Raw genomic sequence first — 16057 nt, 5'->3', positions numbered from 1 at the left:
TGGGCAGCCACTCGGACACCTCACCAAATTTTTACTACATCTGAAGTGGCTTACGGAGCACGCTACGCGTGCTTAATGCCGACTTCGTCGGTGGGCAGCCACTCGGACACCTCACCAAATTTTTACTACATCTGAATTGGCTTACGGAGCACGCTACGCGCGCTTGATGCCGACTTCGTCGGTGGGCAGCCAGTTAGGCAACTCACCTTTTATCTTTCGGTCGTGCTCTGTTTAGCACATGCAGTGCTTATGGCGGCGCTGCGTTTGAACGGGGCGTAATGTAGGGGAAAGCCCCCCACAGGTCAATGGCTTTTTGCCGCAAGGCGACTGTTTGTTTATTTTACAAACAGCTTAATGAACAGACTCTTGCGAAACATCGATCTCGGCAGCATCCGCTACGTTCAGAACGCCTAGACGCTCACACTCGGCCACCAATTCGTGGGTCGCGGCGATGGTGCTTTGCACAAACAGCACAAACTGCTCGGCGCTTAATCCCGCTTTGGTAAACACGGTATGGCCCACCACCAGTCGCGGCAGATTATCATCCACCACGTCGAGAAAGATCTTCAGCGAGGGGTACTCCATATTGAGCCGCCCAAGTTCGGCAACCAAAGAGAGCAATGCGCTAGGACGCAGCTCCAGCTCGGAAGAGAACAGCAGCCCCTCCTCTTCCACGAAAATCCTGCTCTCTTGAACCCCATCTACCGACTGCAGCGAGACCACATGAATACCATGGCACTGGTCGCAGATGTAGTGCTCGATGCGAGCTTGCTGCAACCAACGCATTATCATTTCGGAGCTGGGGATATTCATCATTTCCACGACAAGATTGAGATCAAGGGGCGCAAGTTTAAACCAATTTTCTAGCAACCAAAAGCACGCGAGTGGCGATGAAAGGGAGGCCGTCTTCTTTTTGGCAAGCGCTATGCATATACTCTGGCCACGCCACGCCGACCCTAGCCCCAACGGGGGCCACATGACTATTCAAGAAAAATATCGCCTCCACCTGAAATCCCTATCTGATCAACTGCTGACGGTGCAAAAGCCAATCCGGATTCTGGATGCCATTAAATGGCCACGGCATCTGCAAGCGTCGTTCCTCGCCAATGGCGGTAAGCAGCTCCCTACGGTTGATGCCCGCTTCTACGATGGCCTCTCCCTTGGTTTCGATCCGCGCAATAAGTATTTAGAACTCAAAGAGCTACGTGACAGCGTTCGGCGCAAGCTGGGGCGACATGATGAGCTGGGGCGGATTTTACAAGAGACCGTCAATCAATACATGGTGGTGATTGAGATGCTGCGCCAACGTGGCCAGCCTGATTTTCTGCGCTATAGCCAGCGGCTCTATGGCTCGGCCAGCGATCATCTGCGTGGTGATCGCAAAACCTTAAAAGAGCTGGGCACCCGCTTGTGTGACATCTTCTCCCTGCCCGGTGCTCGTCATCTGGTGCGCCCTTATCCCAAGGAGTTTGAGGGGGAAGTCGCAGTGGCCAAGCTGCAAGGCAAGCTCTCCCATTACTTCAGTGAGGGCACGGTGCAGGTCAAGCTAAGCGATGGCATCGTCTCCGATGCCGCTGCCGGGGGTGATTACATCAAGCTCAACAGCCACGCCCGTTTTTCAGAGTTAGACCTGCAGGTGCTGGAGGTTCACGAGGGCTGGGTGCATGTCGGCACCACCCTCAATGGCCGCCAACAGCCGTATGCCACTTGGCTGAGCGCCGGTTCGCCTCGCATTACCGCCTGCCAAGAGGGGCTGGCGGTATTGATTGAGACACTCACCTTCAGCTCGTTTCCGGATCGGGCCAAGCGCATCTCCGATCGGGTGATCGCCATCGACATGGCTGAACGGGGCGCCGATTTTATCGAGGTGTTCCAGCACTTTGTCGGACAAGGCACCAGCGAACTCGATGCCTACAAGATCACTCAGCGGGTGTTTCGAGGGGGCATGGTCACTGGGGGCGCCTGCTTTACCAAGGATCTCTCTTACGTGCGCGGCTATGTGGAGACGGTCAATTTTATCCGCAGCGCGGTGCTGGAAGGGGTTCCCGAAATCCTGCCGATGCTGTTTGTCGGCAAGGTCACCTTAGATGACATTCCGGTGCTCTATCAGCACTATCTGGAAGGTTTGATCGCCGCGCCCCGCTATCTGCCGCCGATGTTTCGTGATCTCACTGGGCTCTATGTCTGGTTTGGCTTTGCATCGGGCATGTCGGTGGTGGACATTGGTCGCGTGCAGCAGCACTTTCGTCAGCTGTTTCAACGTCTGCCGGTGGCCGACCCCATCATTGCCCCTGTCGATATTGAGATTGACTGAGCCGCCAACGGCCGAGCACCCACTCGCAGCAAGGGCGCCAAATTGGCGCCCTTGCTGCACTTGCAAATGTTGCCGTCAGCGGCTGGTTATCTAAAAGCTCGGCCAGCCAAATAGTGCTTGCGGCACAGCGACACATAGCGATCGTTGCCGCCGATTTCCACCTGTTCACCATCGCGCATGACCTGCCCCGCCTCGTTGACCCGCGAGTTCATGTGAGCCTTGTTGCCACACCAACATACACTTTTAAGCTCTTCAAATTTGTCGGCCAGACAGAGCAGGTGGTAAGAACCTGGGAATAGCTCACCCCGAAAATCGGTTTTGAGGCCATAGGCGATCACCGGAATGCCTTGCTCATCGACGATACGGGCCAGCTGATAGACCTGCTCCCGGGTCAAGAACTGAGCCTCATCCACAATGAAGACATCAATATGGCGCTGCGCATGGCGGGCCTTGACCATCTCACACAGATCGCAGCTGTCGCTAAACACTTCCACCCTCAGCTCAAGGCCTACTCGGGCACTGATCACCCCAGCACCAAAGCGATCATCAATGGCTGGCGTCATCGCCAGCGGATTCATGCCTCGCTCCAGATAGTTGAAATGGGCCTGAATAAGCTGGGTCGATTTGCCTGAGTTCATGGTGGCAAATTTATAGTGCAATGAAGCCATGACGGGATTCCGAAACTGAAATGATGGAGCGCATGCTAACCAAGCGCCCCGCTAAAACCAAGGGGCCCGCAGGCCCCTTGCTCAATGAGATCACCGCATGGCGGTTATGCCGTAGCCAGCGCAGGCCGAGTTTTGGCCTTTCTTAAGTGGTAGCTACTAAAGAGCACAAACCACAGGGCGCTGACGCTAAAGCCAGCCCACACCGAGTGCATCATCCCCATCACCAGATAGCCCATGGCAGCGCCAAAGGCGATGGCCAAGGCATAAGGGAGCTGGGTCATGACATGGTCGATATGATGGCAACCGGCGCCAGTGGCCGAGAGGATACTGGTGCTGGAAATCGGCGAGCTGTGATCGCCAAACACCGAGCCAGCCAAGACCGCAGCCAGCATCGGCAGCATCAGCGTCACATCGCTGGCGGCAGCCATGTCGCCCGCCAAGGGCAGCATGATGCCAAAGGTGCCCCAGCTGGTGCCGGTGGCAAACGCCATGGCGCAGGAGAGGATAAACACCACCGCCGGTAACACCTCAATGGGCAGATTGCCGTTAGCCAGTGAGGCCAAATATTTACCGGTCTCCACATCGCGCACCACCGAGCCAATGGTCCAAGCAAACAGCAGAATATTGATAGCAGGCAGCATCGCCATCACCCCTTGTGGCGCGGCTTTGATCCAGTTTTTACTGCCTAACTTGAGGCGCATCGCCAGCGCGATGGAGACCACCAAGCTGCACAGGGCGCCGTAAACCAGTGACGACCCGACGTTGGTATTTTCAAACGAGCCGAGCACGCTAAATGGCAAGCCCTTTTCGCTGAGTACCGCCGCGCCGGAGTCAATCATGAAATAGACAGTGGCAGCGGTCAGGGTCAGGATCGGCAACACCATGTCAATCATGCCGCCGTTGATCTCCTCTGGGCTCTCCATGTCCAACCCAATCGGGCGGCCCTTGGACTCATCCCACAGCTTGCCTTCCAGGGCCCACTGTTCGTGTTGGCGCATTGGGCCGATGTCGAGCTGAAACGCGATCACCACCAGCACCATGATCAGGGTGAACACCGCATAAAGGTTCATCGGGATCATCTCGACAAAGGCGGAGATGGGGCTTTGCTCGGTCAGACCATGGGCCGCCATGATGCCGCCCACTAAGGCAATGATGTAGGCCCCCCACGAAGAGATGGGCATCAAGACACAGACTGGCGCCGCCGTGGAGTCGAGCAGATAGGCGAGCTTGGCCCGCGAGATCTGGAAGCGATCGGTTACTGGACGGCAAATCGCCCCCACCGACAAGCTGTGAAAGAAGTCATCAATAAAGAAGGCAAACACCATCATCCCAGTCAGGGCCTTGGCCCCTTTGCGGGTTTTTGCCCGCCGCTCGGCCCATTCGGCAAAGGCCCGCGTAGCGCCAGAGACACTCATCAAGCTGATCAGGCCGCCGAGCAGCAGCATAAACAGGATCATGTTGACGTTGTCACGATTGAGCGCGCCATCAACCCAGAAGATCTTGAGCACGGTGGCCAGCAGGTAGTGCAAGGATTCAACAGGCGAGAATTGATTGAGCAGCAAGCTACCGGTCACGATGCCCACGCCCAATGAGAGCAGCACGCGGCGGGTCAGAATAGCGAGGGCAACCGCTAATAACGGGGGGACAATAGACCAACCTGAGTCGGCAAAATGTGTGATTTCCACGATCTCGTTACACCTAAAGACAACAGGTGGAGATCTACCGAGAGGATAAAGAAACAAAACCCATGGTGAGGTCATACTCCTCAGCCCCTTCAGGTAGCGCTCCATAGTGAATGACTATGGCAGTCCTGCACCTGTTAGGTGCAGAACCAGCAGCCCGGTATGATGGCCTGGCCACTTCGGCGCTGACTCCTTTCCTTGTGCATCACAGGCATCACCCTCCGCACAAGTAGTCATAGGCAGCGCGCCTCTACTTAAAGGTATTCGGCGAATATTCTATCTTGAACCCTATTTATGGCAAGTTTTTTGATTAAATAGTGATAGAAAACAAAATTAATGACAGAGAAAGCAGTGAATATATGCATAAAAATTGATAATGACGATATTTTCACCCGCTGCGGCAACGGCCGCCAGCCGCGCGGTGGCTAACCTTAAGTCAACAGGCCATCAGCCCTCAGCAGCAAGGCCTTCGCGCCTATTTTCAGTAGGCCAACTCGCGTAGGCAAGGGCGGCGCACCCAACCCACAGGAGATATATAAGAAGACATATAACGAGGTAGGGAGCGCGGTAACGCGCCGAGGTCAGTGGGTGCTTAACAGGCGTTAAAGCCGATCTGGCCTAGGGCACACCACGCAAATATCACCTCTTCGCTGTTGCTGCTGCCGCAGCAGCGGCCACCACAGGCTGAACGGGTCCGTTTGATGACCATTCCCTTGCGCATCCAGACGCCGAGCATGGCCTCTATCGCATCTTCCGAGGTGTGGAAGTGGCGGGCCAGCTCACGCCGACTCACCTGCTGATGGGCAGCAAGATACGCCCCTAACTCGCGTAGGATCATAGGGTCACCACCTTACGGGCGATCATGTCGCCGTACCGACGGCCAACCCACCAGAGCAGCACAAGCGAGCCACTGTAGCTGACAAGCCAAAACAGGCTCTGCTCAGGATGGGCGGAAAAAGTGGCCACCTGATAGAAGAGGGTGGCGCACATAAAGGCCATGTAGTTACACCACGCGGCAGTGATGAGCGCCCACTGCTGACCGGTTTCTCGCACCAGCGCCCCCATGGCGGCGGCGCAGGGCATATAGAGCAAAATAAAGAGCAGGTAAGCAAACGCCCCCGCTGCGCCATCAAAGTGGGTCTGCATATTGCCGTAGGTGGAGACATCCACTTCCTGCGCCGCTGCGGCTGCCTGCTGATCAGCAAGGTTGCCGACGGTCAATCCCATGGGGTCGCTCGGGTTGATCTCCGCCAGATTAGCCGCCACCGCATCGATCGCTTGCTGGAAACTGGCCGCCAGTGAAAACTCGCTCGTCGCGTCTTCCCCCTCACTGCTGCCGGCGTAGAGGCTGTTAAGGGTGCCCACCACCGCCTCCTTAGCGAAGATACCCGTGACAATGCCGACCGTGGCCTGCCAGTTATCATCGCGTACCCCAATGGGGTGTAGCACCGGTGTCACCAGCTGGCTTACCTTGCTCAGTACCGAGCTCTCCTGATCTTGATGGCCGAAGCTGCCGTCGGTGCCCAATGAGTTAAGTACGCTCAGCACTGCCACTACCAGCACGATAGTTTTACCAGCGCCAAACACAAAGGATTTGAGTTTCTGCCAAGTCTTGATGCCAACGTTGAAAGGTCGCGGCCACTCGTAGTCGGGCATCTCCATCACCATGGTGTCGCTCTTGCCCGGCAGCAGGGTGCTGCGCAGCAGCAAGCCGGTCAACACCGCCACCACCATGCCGATGAGGTAGAGACCAAACACCAAGTTCTGACCGGATTCAGGGAAGAAGGCCACCGCGAACAGGGCGTAGACCGGCAGGCGGGCACCGCACGACATGAAGGGGGCCATGGCCGAGGTCATCAGCCGCTCGCGCTCCGAGTTGAGGGTGCGAGTCGCCATCACCGAGGGCACGGTGCAGCCAAAGCCCATCAGCATCGGCACGAACGCCTTGCCCGGCAAACCGAGGCGGCGCATCAGGGCATCCACCACGAAGGCGGCCCGCGCCAGATAGCCGGAGCTCTCCAGCACTGCCAGAAACAGATAGAGACAGCCGATCACCGGAATAAAGGTGGCGACGGTCTGCAAACCGACCCCGAAACCATCCGCCAGAATGGCCCCCAGCCAATCCGGCCCATTGACCAGCCCCAGCAGATGGTGCACCCCATCAACGAACAGTGCGCCGCCCATGATGTCGAAGAAGTCGATAAAAGCGCTGCCCACCTTGATGGCGAACATGAACATCAGGTACATCACCAGCAAAAAGAACGGGATGCCAAACCAGCGATTGAGCAGCACTCGATCCAGCCGTTCACTCTGGGCTACGGTGAGCTTGCCCTGCTGCTGGCAGGCCTGCTTGGTCCATTGATGGATGTGGCCGTAGCGAATATCGGCCAGTTGCAAGTCAACGTCTTGCCGCTGATGGGCACGAGCCACCAGGTTATTGGCCACATCCTGCTGGCCGGGCAGCAGGGTCTCCTGCATCACTGCATCCTCTTCAAGCAGACGCAGGGCGCGGCCACGGGTGCTGAGACGGTGAGGCACCAGTAACCGGTCGAGAGCCGCCAGATCTGGTGCTAGCTCAGGACCGTAATCGAGCAGCAACGCCGGTTGCGACTGCCCGATAAAGCGGTGGATCTGCCGCTTAAACGCGGCCACCTGCTTGCCGTTGTGGGCCGAGAGCGCCACCACCGGGCAACCAAGCGCCTTGCCCAGCAGGGCCGCGTCAATGGTGATGCGCCGCTGTTGCAGGATATCCAACTTGTTGAGCACCACTATCATCGGCAGCCCCAGCTCCCGCAGTTGCAGGGTCAAATAGAGAGATCGCTCCAGATTGGCAGCATCAATGACGTTGAGTAACAAGTCCGGCTGCTGGCTCTGAATAAACCGGCTGGCGATCTGCTCATCAAGGCTCCCCTCCTGATTGGCGAGGCTGTAGATGCCGGGCAAATCCATCAGGGTAAAGTCATGGCCACCTTCGGCAAATTCTCCCATCTTCTTGTCGACGGTTACCCCACTCCAGTTGCCCACCTGCTGGCGAGCACCGGTCAGGGCGTTGAACAGCGACGTTTTGCCGCTATTGGGATTACCGACGGTGACGAGGGAGTAGTTCATATCGGTGCATCCTCACGGGTGGGGTGAGCGAGATGATGGGATGGTGAGACGCGCATCATGTCGATGCCCCCTCTACCAGCTCGATTTCGATCTGCTGGGCCACGCTTTTTTGCATAGAGAGGCAGATCCCTTGGCACTGGATCTGCAACGGATCGCCCAGTGGGGCCGCCCGTAAATAGATAATTTCCGCCTGTGGCAGTAGCCCCATTACCATCAGCTTGCGCCGTAAGGCGCGAGGCAGCTGGTTCATATTCTTAATGCGGGCAGGCTGCCCCGCCGACAACTGTGTGAGTACCATGACCAGCCTCTGATGGCAAATAATAACGATTCGCTTTTACTTGGCGCATTATAAGCTGGGTCTGTCACTTTTATTTGCGTAAAATCAAACTCCGCTTAGCTAACTCAATAAAGAACTGTCATGCCTCACGATAGCAACAGCCGCCTGGTCTATAGCACCGATGGTGGCCTCATCAAAGAACCGGATCCGTCCCCATCGGCCTCCCCGTTTCCCCTCGATGGCACGGTGCGTATTCGCCGTGAAACCAAGGGCCGCAAAGGGGCTGGCGTGATCACCATCCATGGCGTACCCGCTGATCAGCAAAAAACGCTTGCGACCTTGCTCAAGAAGAAGTGCGGCACTGGGGGCGGCATTAAAGAGGGGGTAATTGAGATTCAGGGGGATAAACGAGAGCTTATCAAAAGTGAGCTGGAAAAAGCGGGCTTCAGCGTCAAACTGGTCGGCGGCTAATCTCCTTGTCACCATTGCGGTTTTTCCCTAAAATGCGCGCTCCCATCGAGGGGGAGTAGTCTCGCCCACCAGCACGTTACCGGTGTGCGACCCTGATCAACATGCTTGGTGCCAACTCACCATGGTCAGGGTGATCCATGTCAACCGTGGATTTGACAAGACCTTTGACGGGCCAGCGCCAATACCGGGGACGGATGGCGTCGGCTTGTCGTAGGTATAACAATTCCGTCCCCCGGTTCATGTTTTATGGAAGCCTTGTTAACCTCAACCCTCAGCGTGGCCATTGCCGAAATTGGCGATAAAACCCAGCTGCTGGCGCTGTTACTCATCTGTCGTTTTCGCAAGCCTTGGCCCATTATCGCGGGCATGTTAGCCGCTACCTTACTCAACCATGCTGGCGCCGCGTGGCTGGGCGAGTTCATCAGCCGCTGGCTGGATCCTAAAGTGATGACCTACTTGGTGGCCGCTGCCTTTATCGCCATGGCAGTGTGGATTTTAGTGCCCGATAAGATGGATGACGAAGAGAGCTCGCTCGATAAGTACGGTCCGTTTATGGCCACCTTCGTGCTGTTTTTCATTGCCGAAATGGGCGACAAAACCCAGATCGCCACCGTGCTACTGGCCGCCAAATATGATTCGCTGACCCAAGTCATCACTGGCACCACCCTCGGCATGATGCTAGCTAACGTGCCGGTGGTGCTGATCGGCAAACTGGGGGCCGATAAATTACCGCTGAAGGGCATCCGGATCGCCTGTGCCCTGCTGTTTATCGGGCTCGGCATCAGCACCCTGATCGTCGCCTAACCCCGTTAGCCATCCCCCTGAGCCATGACCGACAACCATCGGACATGGCTCAAGCGATCAGGATTCACGGTCGGGCGTGACGATGGGGCGGGCTAATCGTTGCCTACTAAGCGTTGCCTACTAATCGTTACCCGCTAATGGTTGCTAGCTAATGGTTGCCAAACAACAGGCCGTGGCATAATGAGCCACATCCTGCGGAGCACATCATGCATCACATCTCACGATCAACCTTACACGAGTGGATCAAACAGGGGCGACTGGCCCCAGAACAGCTCGACACGGCTCGGGCGATGGCGGGCCTGCCGCCCGCTCCTGTCCACTGGCAGAGCTTGTTTGATCGCCTCCTGCTGTGGCTCGGTGCCCTCTGTATTGGCGCGGGCCTGATCTTTTTTGTCGCTTTCAATTGGCAAGCGTTGGGGCGTCTCTCTCGCCTGGCGCTGCTGGAGCTGCCACTGCTGGTGATGCTGCTGGCTCTGTGGCGCGTTCCCTTACGCGACAGCTCCCGCCAAGCTCTGCTGGGGGCCATAGCCCTTAATATTGGCGCCCTACTGGCACTGGTGGGCCAGACCTATCAAACTGGCGCCGACCCTTGGCAACTGTTCGCCACATGGGCACTGATGCTGCTGCCACTGGCAGCGCTGGGTAAAAGCCAACTGCTGTGGGCCTTAAGCTGGCTACTCGGGCAACTGGCGCTGGTGCTCTACTGGCGACTCGACCTGTTCACCCTCTTTTTCGCCTTGGACGAGGAAGCCCTCGGCTGGTGCCTGACCCTGCTCAATGGCGCCCTATGGGGGCTGCTCTTAGTGGTGCCACGCCGCTGGGCGCTGATGCCAAGCGAGCTAGCGGGGCTGGCTGCGGGGCTCGGCGCCACCTTGCTGGCCCTGCTTGCCATCTTTGATGCCGCTTCCCCTTGGGTCTGGCTGCTCTGGCTTGGCTGGCTGGCCGCCGGTTATGTCTGCTGGCATCACACATTTATCACGGGGCTTGCTATGGGGTGCCTGAGCCTGATTGCAGTGATCATCGCCGCCCTCGGCAAGTGGATACAGCCCGATATCACCGGCTTTTTGCTGCTCAGCCTCATCGCTATCGGCCTTTCGGCCAGCGCCACCCGCTGGCTACAACAACAGCGGAGGTCTCATGCGTGAGTTAACCCTGTGGCAAACATTACAACAGGCCAAGCTGGTGGACGGGGAGCCGCCCCGTGACGGCCAACCGCACTGGTCGAGCCGTTTTCTGCTCGGCTTGGTGGGCTGGATTGCGGCGCTGTTCCTGCTGATCTTTCTGGCGGTGACCTTCGATCAACTGACCCGTGAGGCTAACCACGCCCTGCTGCTCGGGGCCGTGCTGCTGGCGGGCGCTTTTGCCCTCAACCGCAGCCAGCGCGGCGATCTTTGGGATCAGTTTGTGCTGGCCCTCACCCTCGCCGCCGATGCGTGGTTGCTCTATGGCTTGCTCGACCAGCTCGACTTTCGCCACCCTTTCTTCTGGTTTGGCCTCTGCTTGCTGTCGCTGACCATCGCCGCGCTGTTCGATCACTGGCTGGTGCGCCTGTTTCACAGCTTTGCCGCTGCCATCTTGCTCACGCTGGGGCTGGCTTGCGTCGGACTACAGTTGCTGGCACTGCCACTGGTGCTGAGTGCTGTCGCTATCTGCTGGCTACAGGCTGATGCCAAGCCACACCGGCCGTGGCACTATCCGAGTTATCACGCCATCAGCATGGGGCTGGCCCTCTCCTTACTGGTGCTGGGTCGGCTGCACCAACCGCTATGGGACGGCAGCAGCAGCGTGCTCGATGAGCTGGGGGCCTCGCGTCTGCCGCTCTGGCTCAATCCTCTGCTCTGCGCTGCTCTGCTGTTGGGGCTGATGATGAAGCTGAAACTGCCGCTGCTGTATGGGCTGCCACTGGTGCTGATCAGCGCCATTATTCCGGGGATGGGGGCCGGAGCTGTGGTGCTGATCTTGGGGTTTTATGCCGGTAGCATGGGGCTAATGAGTTTGGCCGCCTTGCTGCTGGTCGGTTATGGCGCCCTCTACTACTACGATCTGGGGCTCACCCTGATGACCAAATCTTGGTTGCTGCTGGGCTCGGGCATCCTACTGCTGGCCACTCGCCAGCTGCTCAATACCCTTACGGCGAGGCGTACCCGATGAGCTCGCGCATCCAACAAAGGCTCGGCTTACTGCTGAGCGGCATCGCCATACTGGCTGGCATCAATGTCGTTGTTTGGCGCTACGAACAAGCCATCAGCAGCGGCGAGATGGTCCTGCTGCAACTGGCACCGGTCGATCCCCGCTCCCTGATGCAGGGGGATTACATGCGGCTCGACTACCAACTCGCCCGAGATGTGGCCAGCCAACGCGCGCGCCAAACTGACCCGTTAGCACTCACCAACCAGTACGATACCTTGGTGATCCGCCTTGATGACCATCAGGTGGCTAGCTGGGTGGTGGAGGGCAACCCTGCCCAACTGAGTGCCAGCGAGCGGCGCTTGCAGGTCCGCCAATATCACCAACAATGGCTGATCGGGCCCGACGCCTTCTTTTTTGAAGAGGGAACCGGTGAGCTATTCGAAGCCGCTCGCTACGGAGAATTTCGCTTGCAGGAAAATGGCAAGGCACTGCTGGTGGGGCTGCGCGATAGCCAGTATCAGCCCATCGGCCAAGTACGCGGCCGTTGGTAATGGCCCCACTACATTGCTGCAGCTGATGGCCTAACTCGGCGGTGGGTAATACCCTAACTCAGCCCGCCGCCGTGCACGGTCAATCACTGCGGTTTGCCAGCACCATATGGTGGAGTTGAGTGGTGAACTTGACCACGTCCACAGTCAGCCTCCTATTGAGTCCGCTATCCAACACGAAAGATGTGCCATTTGGGCACTTGAGATGTGAAGTATCTCAGTTAAGCTATGGCCGTTTTATCTGTTAACCACTTGATGGACCTGCAAATACACCATGGAAAACCTGTTTGAACGATTGATGTACGCATCCCGCTGGATCATGGCACCCATCTATCTGGGGCTTAGCCTGATCCTGCTGGCACTGGGCCTGAAGTTTTTTCAGGAGATCATCCATATCTTGCCCAACATTTTCGCGATGCAAGAGGTGGATCTGGTGCTGGTGACCCTGTCGCTGATCGATATCACCTTAGTCGGTGGGCTGATCGTGATGGTGATGTTTTCTGGCTATGAGAACTTCGTTTCGCGCCTTGATGTGGGCGATGAGGGCGACAAACTGGTGTGGCTTGGCAAGCTCGATGCGGGCTCCTTAAAGAACAAGGTCGCCGCTTCTATCGTCGCTATCTCTTCGATTCACCTGCTCAAGGTGTTTATGAATGCCGAGAATCTACCCAACGACAAGATCCAGTGGTATCTGCTGATCCACATCACCTTTGTGCTCTCCGCCTTTGCCATGGGTTATCTGGATAAACTGACCCGCAAGTAGATCTGCTGCTGCAAGCTTGCCCGATGACGCGGTGTTCATCGGGCATATCATACAACCACGCTTCGTTATTGGGGCTGCCCACTATCCGCCAGCGCCATCGAGCTGGTATTGGTGCTAGGCCACAACGTTATTCCCACCGTTTTGGCATAAACCACGAAAACAATGCAGGATAGTTACCTGTCCGCCAACCAGGGCTGGTTCTATGAGGAGTGATCAGTGGCTGGGCTTTATCTCTTAGTATCAGGGGTCTTACAGCTCAACTGCGCTCTGTTGCTTGATACACAGCCATGTCCCTAAGGCGCGCTTTACTGCACTAATAGTGGGTTTGATCACTCACTTCTGAATTGAACTTGCTGTAATGTTATAGTATAACAAAATCGTGTTTTATTCTGTGATCTACACCATGACAGCATCTAAACCTTTATTACATGTTGAGCAGCTTAGTGCCGTTAGCCCTGCGGGCTGGCAAGCGTTAGTCTCGGCGACGTTTAGCATGACAGAAGGCGAGTGTGTCGCGGTGATTGGCCCCAATGGGAGTGGTAAATCAAGCTTGCTCAAAGCGATCACGGGGGAATATCTCGCGACGCAAGGAACCTTGACCATAGCAGGTATGCCGGTAAGTAAAATGTCACCCCAGCAGAAAGCGAAAATGATCGCAGTGGTGGCACAAAACGATCACGTAGACTCGCGCCTAAGTGTGCGTGAATACGTGAGCCTTGGTCGCGTTCCACATACGTTCTGCTGCTGTCAAGACCGCCATGAACGGGTGGTATCCCAGGCGCTGGACGAGCTAAATCTAACCTACAAAAGTGCCCGTAAAATGGGCTCACTATCCGGTGGCGAGCAGCAACGAGCACACATTGCCAGAGCGTTTGCTCAGGAACCGCAGCTGTTGTTGCTCGATGAGCCGACCAATCACCTTGATCCCTTGGCACGGCTGGAGCTGTTGGAACTGGTGCGCCGTAAAGGCATTGCCTCGATCGCGGTGTTGCATGATCTGCCGCTGGTAGCGCCGTTTGCAGACAAAGTGGTGCTGATGTCGCAGCAATCCGTGGTGATGTGTGATACGGCCAGCGTGATTATGCAAAACGAATACATTAACCCGATTTTTGGCTTGCAGGTGTTGACCTTCAATCATCCACAAAAAAGCCGGCCCATTTATCATTTTGAAGCAGCATCACACTCTTTTTACACCTCACATGGAGCTGCTTAATGCAATGGCTTGCCGCGTTAGTGCTAACACTACCCATGACTGTTGTGCATGTTCACGCTGCTAGCACTCAATATCCAGTGACCGTGAATAACTGCGGTAGCCCGTTGACGATTGAAAAACGCCCTGAACGTGCGGTATTTCACGATATCAATATGTCGGAAATGGCATTTGTGTTGGATCTACAAGGCAGCATGGTTGGCGTAACAGGCATCAGTGGCTGGTACAAGATGTCAGAAGGCTTCAAACAGAAATTAGGCAATATCCCTGAACTTGCGTCTAAGTATCCCATTCTAGAAACGCTGCTGGCGGCAAAACCGGATTTCTTCTTTGCCGGCTGGGGCTACGGCATGACGGTGGGGGGGGACGTGACGCCCCAGACACTTGCACCATATGGCATCGATACCCTAGTGCTGACCGAAAGCTGTGTGCTCACGCACAAAGTGGATGAGCCTGCGAGCATGGATTTGCTATACCGTGACATTGAAAAGCTTGGTGTGATATTTGATCGACAAGATCAAGCCCACGCATTGGTCACCGGCTGGAAAGCGCGCTTGGCTGCCTTGCCAAAGCCAGCTATGGGAGCCAACGTGCCAAAGGTCTTCTTGTACGACTCAGGGGAAGATAAGCCCTTTACCGCAGGTAAATATGCCATGCCGGACGCCATGATCCGCGCGGCGGGCGCTCACAACGTGACCCATGATATGACAACAAGCTGGGCAACAACGTCCTGGGAAAACGTGGCGAACGCCAACCCAGACGTGATCATCCTACTAGATTATCAAACGGCAAGCGGCGCCAATTCGCTGCAACACTTCCTCGAGAATCACCCGCTGATGCAACACACCAATGCGGTGAAAAATCGGCGTTACGTGAAGCTGCGCTACGAACAATTAACCCCAGGACCGGCGAATGTGGATGCAATCGAAAAGCTTTCACAGGCGTTTTATCCGAAATAACCCATGTCGTTAAAACTCAATTCTCATCAGCTGATGTGGCTGTTTGGGCTAGTCGCTCTGGTCGTGGTCTTTTTGCTGAGTCTACGGTTTGGTTCGATCACGTTTTCGCTGAGCGACGTTCTGAGCGGCTTAATGTCGTTTGGCAATGAGCAGATGAACATGACCAGCCGTATTTTGGTGGATTTGCGCTTACCCCGAGCCTTGCTGGCCATCATCGGCGGCGCGGGCTTAGCCATGGTCGGGGCGCTACTACAAACGGCAACCCGCAATGATCTCGCTGACCCATTTTTATTTGGTTTATCGGCGGGAGCATCGGCGGGGGCTGTACTGGTCATCACCCGACTTGGCGATACACTCGGCGCCTGGACGTTGCCAGTAGCAGCATTTATTGGGGGTATTGTGTCGGCATCGGCAGTGATCATGCTCTTTTCCATGCAAAAAAAACGCGGCAACGATAATCTCGTACTGTGCGGTTTAGCGATCTCATTTTTGTTCGGTGCAGCGACCAGTTTTTTGATCTACTCCGGTGATCAGCGCGCGGCCAGCTCGATCCTGTTTTGGACGATGGGCGGCTTGGGGCTTGCCCGTTGGGACAATCTATTGTTCGCGCTGGTTGGCCTGCTATGTGTTGTCGGGTTGGCGTTTAAGCGTTACCGCGCACTGGATACTCTCTTAGTGGGGGACCAAACCATCCATTCACTGGGAATTAATGTGCATCGTCTGCGCAGCGAGATCTTTATTTGCTGTGCCTTTTGCACCGCATCGATTGTGGCACTCACTGGCGTCGTAGGGTTCATTGGCTTGATGGTCCCCCATCTTGTGCGTCCATTTACAGGCATGACCCATAAATATGTATTGCCACTGGTCGCGCTTTGGGGCGCCGTCATGCTGACCACTGGCGATGTACTTAGCCGGACTATTCTCTCTCCACAAGAGCTCCCTGTGGGCATTATCACTGGTGCGCTCGGAGGCACCTTCGTGCTATACCTCGTCTGGAAAAAATAGTCTGGATAGCCATCTTTCTGTACGTATGACCCACATGGTAGCCGCCTGCTTCACTACACCGCTGCTGACTCAGTGGCTAACCCTGCCAGCTTAAGCATCCAGACCCATGGCGCAGGCA

General features: G+C 56.3%; 16 protein-coding genes and 1 riboswitch. Of the genes, 10 read left to right on the top strand and 6 right to left on the bottom strand.

Annotated features, from left to right (window positions below; translation table 11 throughout):
* Nucleotides 1-351: 351 nt before the first annotated feature.
* Complete coding sequence (locus CUC53_RS17960) at nt 352-816, bottom strand: type III secretion system chaperone family protein (protein ID WP_167386795.1); 465 nt, start codon at nt 814-816, stop codon at nt 352-354.
* Between the two features lie 160 nt (nt 817-976).
* Here CUC53_RS17960 and CUC53_RS17955 point away from each other — a divergent pair, with 160 nt between their 5' ends.
* Complete coding sequence (locus CUC53_RS17955) at nt 977-2314, top strand: flavohemoglobin expression-modulating QEGLA motif protein (RefSeq protein WP_100295375.1); 1338 nt, start codon at nt 977-979, stop codon at nt 2312-2314.
* Nucleotides 2315-2400: 86 nt separating this feature from the next.
* On the opposite strand, the gene CUC53_RS17950 is transcribed toward CUC53_RS17955, so the two are convergent.
* The 5 genes from CUC53_RS17950 to CUC53_RS17930 form a co-directional block, all read right to left on the bottom strand.
* The gene (locus CUC53_RS17950; protein ID WP_100295374.1) at nt 2401-2982 is read right to left on the bottom strand and encodes a thymidine kinase; all 582 of its coding nucleotides are present in this window, start codon (nt 2980-2982) and stop codon (nt 2401-2403) included.
* A 104-nt stretch (nt 2983-3086) separates the two neighbouring features.
* Entirely contained in the window at nt 3087-4667 is a 1581-nt protein-coding gene (locus tag CUC53_RS17945; RefSeq protein WP_100295373.1) for a Na+/H+ antiporter NhaC family protein, read from the bottom strand.
* Between the two features lie 86 nt (nt 4668-4753).
* A riboswitch (Lysine riboswitch) is annotated at nt 4754-4925 on the bottom strand.
* A gap of 331 nt (nt 4926-5256) precedes the next feature.
* Complete coding sequence (locus tag CUC53_RS17940; RefSeq protein WP_100295372.1) at nt 5257-5502, bottom strand: FeoC-like transcriptional regulator; 246 nt, start codon at nt 5500-5502, stop codon at nt 5257-5259.
* Nucleotides 5499-7772: a Fe(2+) transporter permease subunit FeoB gene (gene feoB / locus CUC53_RS17935; protein WP_100295371.1), complete on the bottom strand. Its 2274-nt coding sequence runs from the start codon at nt 7770-7772 to the stop codon at nt 5499-5501. Before feoB ends, CUC53_RS17940 begins: the two co-directional genes overlap by 4 nt.
* A 55-nt stretch (nt 7773-7827) precedes the next feature.
* Nucleotides 7828-8070, bottom strand: a complete 243-nt coding sequence (locus tag CUC53_RS17930; RefSeq protein WP_100295370.1) for a FeoA family protein — start codon at nt 8068-8070, stop codon at nt 7828-7830.
* 120 nt (nt 8071-8190) lie between these two features.
* Between CUC53_RS17930 and CUC53_RS17925 the strand changes: the two genes are divergently transcribed.
* The 9 genes from CUC53_RS17925 to CUC53_RS17885 all read left to right on the top strand — a co-directional run bounded on the left by CUC53_RS17925 (nt 8191) and on the right by CUC53_RS17885 (nt 15939).
* Complete coding sequence (locus CUC53_RS17925) at nt 8191-8520, top strand: translation initiation factor (RefSeq protein WP_100295369.1); 330 nt, start codon at nt 8191-8193, stop codon at nt 8518-8520.
* Nucleotides 8521-8766: 246 nt separating this feature from the next.
* Nucleotides 8767-9324, top strand: a complete 558-nt coding sequence (locus CUC53_RS17920; RefSeq protein WP_100295368.1) for a TMEM165/GDT1 family protein — start codon at nt 8767-8769, stop codon at nt 9322-9324.
* 206 nt (nt 9325-9530) lie between these two features.
* Nucleotides 9531-10469, top strand: a complete 939-nt coding sequence (locus CUC53_RS17915) for a DUF2157 domain-containing protein (RefSeq protein ID WP_100295367.1) — start codon at nt 9531-9533, stop codon at nt 10467-10469.
* Nucleotides 10462-11475: a DUF4401 domain-containing protein gene (locus tag CUC53_RS17910; RefSeq protein ID WP_100295366.1), complete on the top strand. Its 1014-nt coding sequence runs from the start codon at nt 10462-10464 to the stop codon at nt 11473-11475. The genes CUC53_RS17915 and CUC53_RS17910 overlap by 8 nt, the downstream gene beginning before the upstream one ends.
* Nucleotides 11472-12005, top strand: coding sequence for a GDYXXLXY domain-containing protein (locus CUC53_RS17905; RefSeq protein WP_100295365.1), 534 nt, complete (start codon nt 11472-11474; stop codon nt 12003-12005). Before CUC53_RS17910 ends, CUC53_RS17905 begins: the two co-directional genes overlap by 4 nt.
* Before the next feature lie 271 nt (nt 12006-12276).
* Nucleotides 12277-12765 (top strand): TIGR00645 family protein, encoded by a 489-nt coding sequence (locus CUC53_RS17900; RefSeq protein ID WP_100295364.1) that lies wholly within the window; start codon nt 12277-12279, stop codon nt 12763-12765.
* Nucleotides 12766-13156: 391 nt separating this feature from the next.
* The gene (locus CUC53_RS17895) at nt 13157-13978 is read left to right on the top strand and encodes an ABC transporter ATP-binding protein (protein ID WP_201796801.1); all 822 of its coding nucleotides are present in this window, start codon (nt 13157-13159) and stop codon (nt 13976-13978) included.
* On the top strand, nt 13978-14934 hold the full coding sequence (locus CUC53_RS17890) for an ABC transporter substrate-binding protein (RefSeq protein ID WP_100295363.1): 957 nt from the start codon (nt 13978-13980) through the stop codon (nt 14932-14934). The genes CUC53_RS17895 and CUC53_RS17890 overlap by 1 nt, the downstream gene beginning before the upstream one ends.
* A 63-nt stretch (nt 14935-14997) precedes the next feature.
* Nucleotides 14998-15939: a FecCD family ABC transporter permease gene (locus CUC53_RS17885; RefSeq protein WP_201796800.1), complete on the top strand. Its 942-nt coding sequence runs from the start codon at nt 14998-15000 to the stop codon at nt 15937-15939.
* Nucleotides 15940-16057: the final 118 nt, after the last annotated feature.

Origin of the sequence: Aeromonas cavernicola (genome assembly GCF_002795305.1) — a bacterium.
GTDB classification, from domain to species: domain Bacteria; phylum Pseudomonadota; class Gammaproteobacteria; order Enterobacterales; family Aeromonadaceae; genus Aeromonas; species Aeromonas cavernicola.
Note: the sequence above shows the minus strand (reverse complement) of the source record. Positions and strands in the feature narration are given on the sequence as shown.

Bases quoted from the DNA above. Each gene is read 5' to 3' on its own strand.
- CUC53_RS17930 (WP_100295370.1), bottom strand. From the start codon at position 8,070: ATGGTACTCACACAGTTGTCGGCGGGGCAGCCTGCCCGCATTAAGAAT.
- CUC53_RS17920 (WP_100295368.1), top strand. From the start codon at position 8,767: ATGGAAGCCTTGTTAACCTCAACCCTCAGCGTGGCCATTGCCGAAATT.
- CUC53_RS17890 (WP_100295363.1), top strand. From the start codon at position 13,978: ATGCAATGGCTTGCCGCGTTAGTGCTAACACTACCCATGACTGTTGTG.
- CUC53_RS17960 (WP_167386795.1), bottom strand. From the start codon at position 816: ATGATGAATATCCCCAGCTCCGAAATGATAATGCGTTGGTTGCAGCAA.
- CUC53_RS17940 (WP_100295372.1), bottom strand. From the start codon at position 5,502: ATGATCCTACGCGAGTTAGGGGCGTATCTTGCTGCCCATCAGCAGGTG.
- CUC53_RS17910 (WP_100295366.1), top strand. From the start codon at position 10,462: ATGCGTGAGTTAACCCTGTGGCAAACATTACAACAGGCCAAGCTGGTG.
- CUC53_RS17955 (WP_100295375.1), top strand. From the start codon at position 977: ATGACTATTCAAGAAAAATATCGCCTCCACCTGAAATCCCTATCTGAT.
- feoB (WP_100295371.1), bottom strand. From the start codon at position 7,772: ATGAACTACTCCCTCGTCACCGTCGGTAATCCCAATAGCGGCAAAACG.
- CUC53_RS17905 (WP_100295365.1), top strand. From the start codon at position 11,472: ATGAGCTCGCGCATCCAACAAAGGCTCGGCTTACTGCTGAGCGGCATC.
- CUC53_RS17950 (WP_100295374.1), bottom strand. From the start codon at position 2,982: ATGGCTTCATTGCACTATAAATTTGCCACCATGAACTCAGGCAAATCG.
- CUC53_RS17900 (WP_100295364.1), top strand. From the start codon at position 12,277: ATGGAAAACCTGTTTGAACGATTGATGTACGCATCCCGCTGGATCATG.
- CUC53_RS17925 (WP_100295369.1), top strand. From the start codon at position 8,191: ATGCCTCACGATAGCAACAGCCGCCTGGTCTATAGCACCGATGGTGGC.
- CUC53_RS17915 (WP_100295367.1), top strand. From the start codon at position 9,531: ATGCATCACATCTCACGATCAACCTTACACGAGTGGATCAAACAGGGG.